The sequence below is a fragment of the Mycobacterium noviomagense genome (genome assembly GCF_010731635.1).
Lineage (GTDB): Bacteria > Actinomycetota > Actinomycetes > Mycobacteriales > Mycobacteriaceae > Mycobacterium > Mycobacterium noviomagense.
Map to the genome: position 1 here is coordinate 1,712,062 of NZ_AP022583.1, position 7,829 is coordinate 1,719,890.

Annotated in this window: 7 protein-coding genes; 6 read left to right on the plus strand and 1 reads right to left on the minus strand. The window is 62.0% G+C overall.

Annotated elements, in window-relative coordinates; genetic code table 11:
- Positions 1-119 precede the first annotated feature (119 nt).
- Together G6N15_RS07930 and G6N15_RS07935 are read left to right on the plus strand one after the other, a co-directional pair.
- Positions 120-1,028, plus strand: coding sequence for a class I SAM-dependent methyltransferase (locus G6N15_RS07930; protein ID WP_083089919.1), 909 nt, complete (start codon positions 120-122; stop codon positions 1,026-1,028).
- Between the two features lie 151 nt (positions 1,029-1,179).
- Positions 1,180-2,448, plus strand: coding sequence for a glycosyltransferase (locus tag G6N15_RS07935; protein WP_083089927.1), 1,269 nt, complete (start codon positions 1,180-1,182; stop codon positions 2,446-2,448).
- Between the two features lie 29 nt (positions 2,449-2,477).
- Here G6N15_RS07935 and G6N15_RS07940 read toward each other — a convergent pair whose 3' ends face one another.
- Positions 2,478-3,437 (minus strand): cupin-like domain-containing protein, encoded by a 960-nt coding sequence (locus G6N15_RS07940; protein WP_083089918.1) that lies wholly within the window; start codon positions 3,435-3,437, stop codon positions 2,478-2,480.
- Positions 3,438-3,597: 160 nt separating this feature from the next.
- Here G6N15_RS07940 and G6N15_RS07945 point away from each other — a divergent pair, with 160 nt between their 5' ends.
- The 4 genes from G6N15_RS07945 (at position 3,598) to G6N15_RS07960 (ending at position 7,809) form a co-directional block, all read left to right on the plus strand.
- On the plus strand, positions 3,598-4,374 hold the full coding sequence (locus tag G6N15_RS07945; protein WP_232070374.1) for a phthiotriol/phenolphthiotriol dimycocerosates methyltransferase: 777 nt from the start codon (positions 3,598-3,600) through the stop codon (positions 4,372-4,374).
- 153 nt (positions 4,375-4,527) lie between these two features.
- Positions 4,528-5,796 carry a glycosyltransferase gene (locus G6N15_RS07950; RefSeq protein WP_163747992.1) on the plus strand — a complete coding sequence of 423 codons (1,269 nt, stop codon included), beginning with the start codon at positions 4,528-4,530 and terminating at the stop codon, positions 5,794-5,796.
- A 124-nt stretch (positions 5,797-5,920) separates the two neighbouring features.
- A complete protein-coding gene (locus G6N15_RS07955) occupies positions 5,921-7,249 on the plus strand; it encodes a WS/DGAT/MGAT family O-acyltransferase (RefSeq protein WP_083089945.1) in 1,329 nt (442 codons plus the stop codon).
- Between the two features lie 329 nt (positions 7,250-7,578).
- Positions 7,579-7,809: an MbtH family protein gene (locus G6N15_RS07960; RefSeq protein ID WP_083089944.1), complete on the plus strand. Its 231-nt coding sequence runs from the start codon at positions 7,579-7,581 to the stop codon at positions 7,807-7,809.
- Positions 7,810-7,829: the final 20 nt, after the last annotated feature.

Consider the following 7,829-nt stretch of genomic DNA (forward strand, 5'->3'; position numbering starts at 1 on the left):
CGCATGATACGCTTTCGTGCGTCGAATTTCTCGTCGAGAGGGCCTGCGTGAACGAGATTAGAAAAGAATGTCGATTATGCGGATCGGCCGGTCCCCATCGAACTATTATAGTTCGCGAGATGATGTTCGGCACCCGAGAGCCCTTCGAATATTACAGCTGTAGTGCATGCGACACCTTACAGATTGTGAATGCGCTCGAAGGCGAAGAGCTCATGCGCCATTATCCTGCAAACTATCCTTGCTTCAATAATTCAACTCAGCCAAGGATTCTCCGATGGCTCACCACGCAGCAGGACCGCTATAAGTTGCACAGTAGCGGCTGGATAGGCGAAGCCCTCATGAGGGCGCTCCTGCCCGAAGGTATCTTCCATGCCGTCACTGGGGGCGACGCCGTCGGAATGCTCAGTGAGCTAGGGCTGGAACGCGGTGCCCGAATTCTAGACGTGGGCTGCGGTGACGGTGCGTTGCTTGACCGGTTGGCCAGAGTCGGCTTTCGCAACCTGTCCGGTGCTGATCCGTTCATCGCAGCCGATAGCGAGACGCCCCAAGGCGTGCCGCTAACGAAGCGGTACTTAAGCGAAGTGGCGGGCGAATTCGATCTTATTATGTTCAATCATTCACTTGAACACGTTCCTGACCCAGTCGGGCTACTTAAGGTCGCGTACGACAAACTCGCTGCCGGAGGCACTTGTTTAGCTCGCCTGCCGACAACCTCATCTGAAGCGTGGACGACTTATGGGGCAGACTGGGTACAAATCGATGCACCGCGGCATATTGTTATACCTTCACGACAGGGAATGGCGCTGGCAGCTGAGAAGGCCGGCCTGCAAGTCAAGAGAACATTCGACGATTCGACTTTAGGGCAATTCTTCGGCAGCGAAGCTTATCGGCGCGATGTGGCATTCGTCGACCCCGGATTCCTTCGGATGTTTGGTCCGAGGCAAATCTGGGAGTGGAAAAAACGTGCGGAACAGCTCAATCGCGAGGGCCGAGGTGACCAGGCAGGTTTTGTTCTGAGCGCCAAATGAGCTTGGCCGCACCACATGAGGTATGTGCGGCACCCAACCACCTGAAAACCAATGGGCTAGCGTGAACCCAACAGCCCAGTAGCTCGCGGCGATGACCGACGCCGCTGATGTCGCCTACACGCACGAGACACCTGAAAGGCTGGAGTCCGCGATGAAATTTGTGCTGGCCAGCTATGGCATGCGCGGCGATGTCGAGCCCTCCGTCGCCGTCGGTCGTGAGTTGCTGCGCCGTGGGCACGACGTCCGTATGGCTGTCTCGCCAAACCTGGTTGGCTTCGCCGAGTCGGTAGGCCTGTCTGCGGTCGCCTACGGACTGGATACCCAAGCCATCGTGGAAGCGCAGCGCAGCTTCTGGACGCGTTTCTTCCGCAGTCCCTGGCAGACCAGGGATTTGATCAGACTGTCGCGCGAAACTCGGGAGCTCGCCACCCAGTGCTGGGCGGATATGACGAAGACGCTGATCTCTTTGGCGGACGGTGCCGACCTGCTGTCCACCGGGCTGATTTACGAGTTGCCCGCTGTCAACGTCGCAGAGTATTACGACATCCCGTTGGCCGCGCTGCACTTCTTCCCGGTGCGAGCCAATGGCCAACTACTGCCATTCTTACCGTCGCCGTTGACCCGCTCCGTGATGACCACGAACGACTGGGTGCAATGGCGGGTGGCTAAAAAACTCGAGGACACACAGCGCCGTGAGCTGGGCCTACCGAAGGCAACGGGCCCGTCGTCGCAGCGATTCACCGAACGCGGCTGGTTGGAAATCCAAGCCTATGACGAGGTGTGCTTTCCTGGGCTGGCAGCCGAATGGGCGAAATGGGATGGCCGGCGACCCTTCGTCGGCGCGCTCACCATGGATCTGCCGACGGATGCCGATGAGGAGGTTGCGTCGTGGATCGCCGCGGGAACACCGCCGATTTGCTTCGGCTTCGGCAGCATGCCGGTTCAATCTCCTACCGACATGCTCGCCATGATCAGCGATGCCTGCGCACAGTTGGGCCATCGGGCCCTAGTGTGCGCCGGCGGAACTGACTTCAGCCGCGTCCCACTTCCCGAGCACGTAAAGGTCGTGGGCGTGGTGAACTACGCCGCGACATTTCCAGGTTGCCGCGCGGTCGTGCACCACGGGGGCGCGGGCACCACCGCCGCGGCCCTGCGCGCCGGAGTCCCCCAGTTGATCCTTTCGACACTGCCCGATCAGCCGCTCTGGGCGGCTCAGATCAAGCGACTGAAAGTTGGCTCAGGGCGCCGCTTTTCGACCACTACCGAGAAATCGCTTGTCGCCGACCTGCGCGCCATACTTGCCCCGCAATACGTCACCCGCGCCCGCGAGATCGCCACCCGGATGACCAAGCCCGCCGAAAGCGTCGCGGCCGCTGCCGACCTCGTCGAAAACTTCGCGCGGGTGCGAACTTTCCGCTGATCAACAAGGGCGCTGCTGGTCACCAGAAGTCAAGCTACGGGCGGTAACTCGCTCTTTTTCACCAGCATTCGATGCAGGTCCACTCCCATCGGCGGCGGACTGAACAAGCGTTGCCGATAGGGCCGACCCAGCATCCCGTACCACACGAAATCGCGCGTGATACGGCCCCACGCGCGCGGACCGGCCCGGAAAAATACCCTGAGCCATTCCTTGACCGGAAGTACGTCTCCATGCCAAGCGTTGATCGAGATCGACGCGCCCGGGCTGGCAAGGTAGTGCCACCACCCTCGCGGTATGTAGAGCACGTCGCCAGGATCCAGGGTGGTGCGCCACCGTTCGATTCGGCTGAGCTGCTGATCGTCCTCGGACTCGATCTCCTCGGGTGAAAGTCCGCTCTTGTGCGGAATGTCCGGCAGGACGCGCAGGGCCCTAATGTATTCGGGCGCAACGAGGACGGCCCGCTTGCTGCCATAGATCTGCGCAAGGACGTTGTCCGCGGGGTCGAAGTGCAATCCCCCACGGGTCTTCCCACCGATCCAGATGCTGACGAAATAAGGGGAAACCGCTGTCAGATCCGTTAGGTCAATCTCGTCCAGAAGTCCCTCAAACTGTTCCACTGAAGCCTGGTGCAAATAGCAACGCTCGCCGCGCTCGATCCGGTTCACCAACTCGGAGAAGGGAATCCGCGCAGCGTGTGCCTTGGCATCGTCCATATAGGGCGCATGTCCGCTAGGCAGGTCAAGGGCAGCGTCAACAGTTATGTCGAACCGCCTCGCCAACGCCTGCGGCGACCAATTCCGGACGGCCGTCGACTGCGCCACCCCTCCGGCGATCACCAACGGCATAGCCTCGCCCCGGACCTGATCGCGGACTTCCCGCCAACGCACGACGTCGATCCGCGGAATTTCCGAGAAGCCGGTCCTTTGTACACCAGTTGAATAATGCTCTCCCGCAAGCACAATGCGCGACGAATCTCCCCACCTCGTCATACACGGATAATGCCCCCACGCACCGGCCCAGAAACAGGTTTTCGTGAATTAGCACTGATCGCCGCAACCACTGAGATGGTCGAAATGTCGGTCTGGCCGTGGCCGCTCCCCCGGATGCAATCCGCTCCCACCGCACCGGCGTTTCTGTCATACTCCACCGGTGCCGCTCAACGACCGCATTTGGAAGCTGCAGCAAAAGGCGACGAACTACTTCTATCCCTTCGCCACCCGCCGACTCGCCGCCCGCGATGTGTTGTTCATCAACTACGGCTACGAGGAAGATCCGCCGATGGGCCTGCCTCTCGACGCCGCCGACGAACATAATCGGTATTGCATCCAGCTCTACCACCGCACGGCGACCCAGGTGGATCTCACCGGGAAACGGGTGTTGGAAGTCGGCAGCGGACACGGCGGTGGAGCCTCATACCTCGCGCGTACCCTGCGCCCCGCCTCCTACACCGGGCTGGACTTGAACCCCGCCGCTGTCGCCTTCTGCCGACAACGGCACAACGTGCCGGGCCTCGATTTCGTGCAAGGCGACGCCCAGAACCTGCCTTTCGCGGATCAGTCCTTCGACGCGGTGATCAATGTCGCGTCCGGAGTGCACTATCCGCAGTTCGAGCGGTTCCTGGCCGAAGTGGCGCGCGTCCTGGTTCCCGGAGGGCATTTTCTTTACTGCGACGCCCGACACCGCGAGCGGATTGCCGCCTGGGAGGCGGCGCTGGCGAGCGCGCCATTGCGGATGGTCTCGCAGACAGCGATTGATGCGGAGCTCATGCGGGGAATGGAGAAAAACTCGCTGATCGAACAACCCTTGCTGAGATTCCTGATGTTCGGCTTGGCCCGCAAGAGCGCCGGCGTGCAGAAGTCCCAGGTCTATCGCAGCGTGCAAAGCGGGCGAAGCTCATTCCGGGTGTATTGCTTCATCAAGGATTGAGGCGGGGTCAGACCACTTGGGCCTCCCCTCGTGACAAGTGTTGCCGGTCGCCACGTAGATGCCGTCGAGTGAGGTTCGAATAGTCTCAATCGCGCGGCAGTGAGAGCTTCTGGTACTGAAGCCCATAGGGCAGTGAAAGGCCACGATCACGTAATGAGATTTGTGCTGGCGAGCTGGGGAAGCCGTGGCGATATCGAACCGTGCGTCGCTGTTGGCCGTGAGCTCCTGCAGCGTGGGCACGACGTGTGCATGGCCGTCCCACCTGAGCTGGTTGGCCTCGCCGAATCGGTCGGCCTTTCTGCGGTCGCCTACGGACCGGATGCGCAGACCATTCTGGAAGCGCACCGCCAATTCTGGACTCGCTTATTCCGCACCCCGTGGAAGCTGCGGGAGTTGAAGGCGGCTCGGCGCAACGTCAGGGAGCCCGTTGTTCAGCGCTGGCAGGAGATCACCACGACGCTGACCTCATTGGCGGAGGGTGCCGATCTAGTATTCAGCGGCCTGAATTTCGAGGACGCCGCGCTCAACGTCGCGGAGTACTACGACATTCCGCTGGCCACGCTGCATTACTTCCCTCTGCGGCCCAACGGCCAGCTCCTGTCGTTTCTGCCACCGCCGCTGAGCCGTGCCTTGCTGACGGTGTTCGAGTGGCTGACTTGGCGCGTGACCAAGAAGCTCGAGGACGTGCAGCGCCGTGAACTGGGCCTGCCGAAGACGACCAGCCCCGCGCCGCGACGGATCGCGGAACGCGGATCGTTGGAAATTCAGGCCTATGACGAGGTGTGCTTTCCCGGGCTGGCGGCTGAATGGGCCGGCTTCAACGGCCAACGGCCCTTCGTCGGGGCGCTGACGCTGCAGTTGCCCACCGACGCCGACGAGGAGGTCGGCGCCTGGATCGGCGAGGGAACACCACCGGTGTTCTTCGGGTTCGGCAGCATCGCGGTCGACTCGGCCGCCGACACCTTGACCATGATCAGCACCGCGTGCGCGGAGCTGGGCCGGCGCGCCTTGGTGTGCGCCGCCGGCACCGACTACCGCCACGCCCCCCGTTTCGAGCACGTCAAGGTGGTGGACACGATGAACTTCGCCGCCGCCTTCCCGTCGTGTGCCGCGCTGGTACACCACGGCGGGGCGGGCACCACCGCCGCGGGCCTGCGCGCCGGCGTGCCCCAACTGATCCTGTCCACCGACCTGGATCAGTCGCTGTGGGGCACCCGGGTCAAACGGCTGCAGGTCGGCACCGCCCGACGCTTTTCCACCACCACCGAGCAATCGCTCGTCGCTGACCTGCGCACGGTTTTGACCCCCGGCTACGCCGCCCGAGCCCGCCACATCGCCTCCCACATGACCCCACCGGCCCAAAGCGTGACCACTGCCGCCGACCTCGTAGAAAAGTTCGCCCACGAACGCCATGTCGGCTGACCAACCAGACCGGGCCATCAAAGCGACCAGCGCCCGTGCCTGATCGCAGGCAAGCACGCGGTCTCGTTGCGAGACGAGCATGAAACCGCCTGCGGCGCATGGGGTAAGAAGTACGTTAGGAAAAATGGACAACGTCCTCGATCTGCAAGACCAGACCGCGTTTTTCATCGGGCAGGTAGGCGGCACGTGCCTGCTGCAGTGTGTCTGGGTCTACAACCGTGGGATCGATATCGATGGTCTGTGGCAGTTCCATGACCATCTTCAGCGAGGACGGTTGTCCCGCCGCATTGAACGCTCACCATTGCGGTTCGGCCGACACCGCTGGGTATCGCCCAACGGCTCACCTGATATAGAGCTCGTCTCGTCACCCAGGCAGCGTGAGGAATTCGACAGCTGGCTCCACGAGCAGGCCGAAACCCCCCTCGATCCTGAGCACGGCCCCGGTTGGCACCTTGCCGCGCTCCCGTTCAGTAACGGCGGTACCGGGGTGAGCTTGCTGATCTCCCATTGCCTCACCGACGGTGTGGGGTTGTGCGAGGGGCTGGCGGATGCGGCGTTTGGCCGCGACGATCCAATCAACTGGCCTGCCGGCGGATCGCGCCGGCGGTGGCAGGCCGTGTGTGAAGACGTCCGCCAAACCGTGCGTGACGGCCCCGCTATTGGCCGCGCCGTGGTCGCGGCGGCAAGGGTGGCCACGCGTCGCCGCGGTAATGCCGAAGCTGCCACGCCGCCTCCTGCGTCGTCCGCCGGGGCCGATGAACCAATCACGCTTCCCACGGCGACGGTCTTCGTTGACGCCGACGAGTGGGACGCCCGAGCGGACTCGCTCGGCGGCACCAGCAACGCGCTGCTTGTCGGATTCGCGGCCCGCTTGGCCCAGCGACGGGGACGGGCCAGCGCAGACGGCTCGGTTGTTGTCCGAATGCCGGTGAACCAGCGCACCGAAGGTGATACGCGCGCCAATGCGGTCACCAATGTCGATGTCACCGTCGACCCTTCATCTGCGACGACGGACTTGCGTGAGATCCGTGCCGCAATCAAACAAGCGCTGGTTCGCCACCGGCAGGCGCCCGACGAAGAGCTGGCAGCAATGGCTATCGTTCCGCTGCTGGCCCTAGTGCCTGAGCGGTTTCTCCTCAGAGTTGGCGGTGGCAATACCACCGGCGTCGTCTCATCCAACCTCGGTGCGGTTAACCCCGCCGCTAGCCGTCCAGACGGCACAGACGCCGACCGCTTCGCCGTGAGATGGCTCTACCAGGGCATCACGAAGGCGACGATGGAGGGATTCGGGGGACTGCAATTTTTGCTTTCGGGACGAGCAGCCCGACATGTCTTTGTCTCGGTCACCGCGTATCAACCAGGCCGTATCAACTCGAACGACTCCTTGCGCCAAGACATCGTGCGCACCCTGGACGACTTCTCGCTTACCGCCACGTTCCCTGACGGGACGTGAATCAGGTCCCCTTCGGTGCCGCAGTCAGTGACCTGAAGTCCCGCATCTCGCAGCGAATTTAATGCCAGCATAAGACCTCATTTGTCACTTCTGTCACACATCAATTTGCATTTCATCGCGATCGAGTGCTAACTGCCCCGTAGCGAACCACAGCTAAGTTCACGGTCGCCGCACGTCAGCGCCGATAGTTGCGCGGGACTCGGTACGCGATGAAAGACCCATGCGTTGTGCGTCAGATCACAACTTTTTGAAAGCCTGATCCAGCCCCGTTAGACTCCTGTAAAGTTCGCCACTGTTGCGCACGTGTCAATCCTGGCCTTGGGGAACTAGTGACCATCAATCCGTTTGACGACGACAATGGCACCTTTTTCGTCTTGGTCAACGACGAAGAGCAGCACAGTCTATGGCCGACCTTCGCCGATGTGCCAGCCGGGTGGCGGGTAGTTTACGGGGAAGCGAACCGGGCTGCATGTCTGGATTACATCGAACAGAACTGGACCGATATTAGGCCGAAGAGTTTGCGAGACCGGCTCGTACACAGCCGGGCCTCTGACAGCTAAGCCGTTTGGGTTCGGAATTC

Coding starts and splice junctions, on each gene's coding strand:
- G6N15_RS07950 (WP_163747992.1), top strand. CDS start 4,528: ATGAGATTTGTGCTGGCGAGCTGGGGAAGCCGTGGCGATATCGAACCG.
- G6N15_RS07930 (WP_083089919.1), top strand. CDS start 120: ATGATGTTCGGCACCCGAGAGCCCTTCGAATATTACAGCTGTAGTGCA.
- G6N15_RS07940 (WP_083089918.1), bottom strand. CDS start 3,437: ATGACGAGGTGGGGAGATTCGTCGCGCATTGTGCTTGCGGGAGAGCAT.
- G6N15_RS07935 (WP_083089927.1), top strand. CDS start 1,180: ATGAAATTTGTGCTGGCCAGCTATGGCATGCGCGGCGATGTCGAGCCC.
- G6N15_RS07955 (WP_083089945.1), top strand. CDS start 5,921: ATGGACAACGTCCTCGATCTGCAAGACCAGACCGCGTTTTTCATCGGG.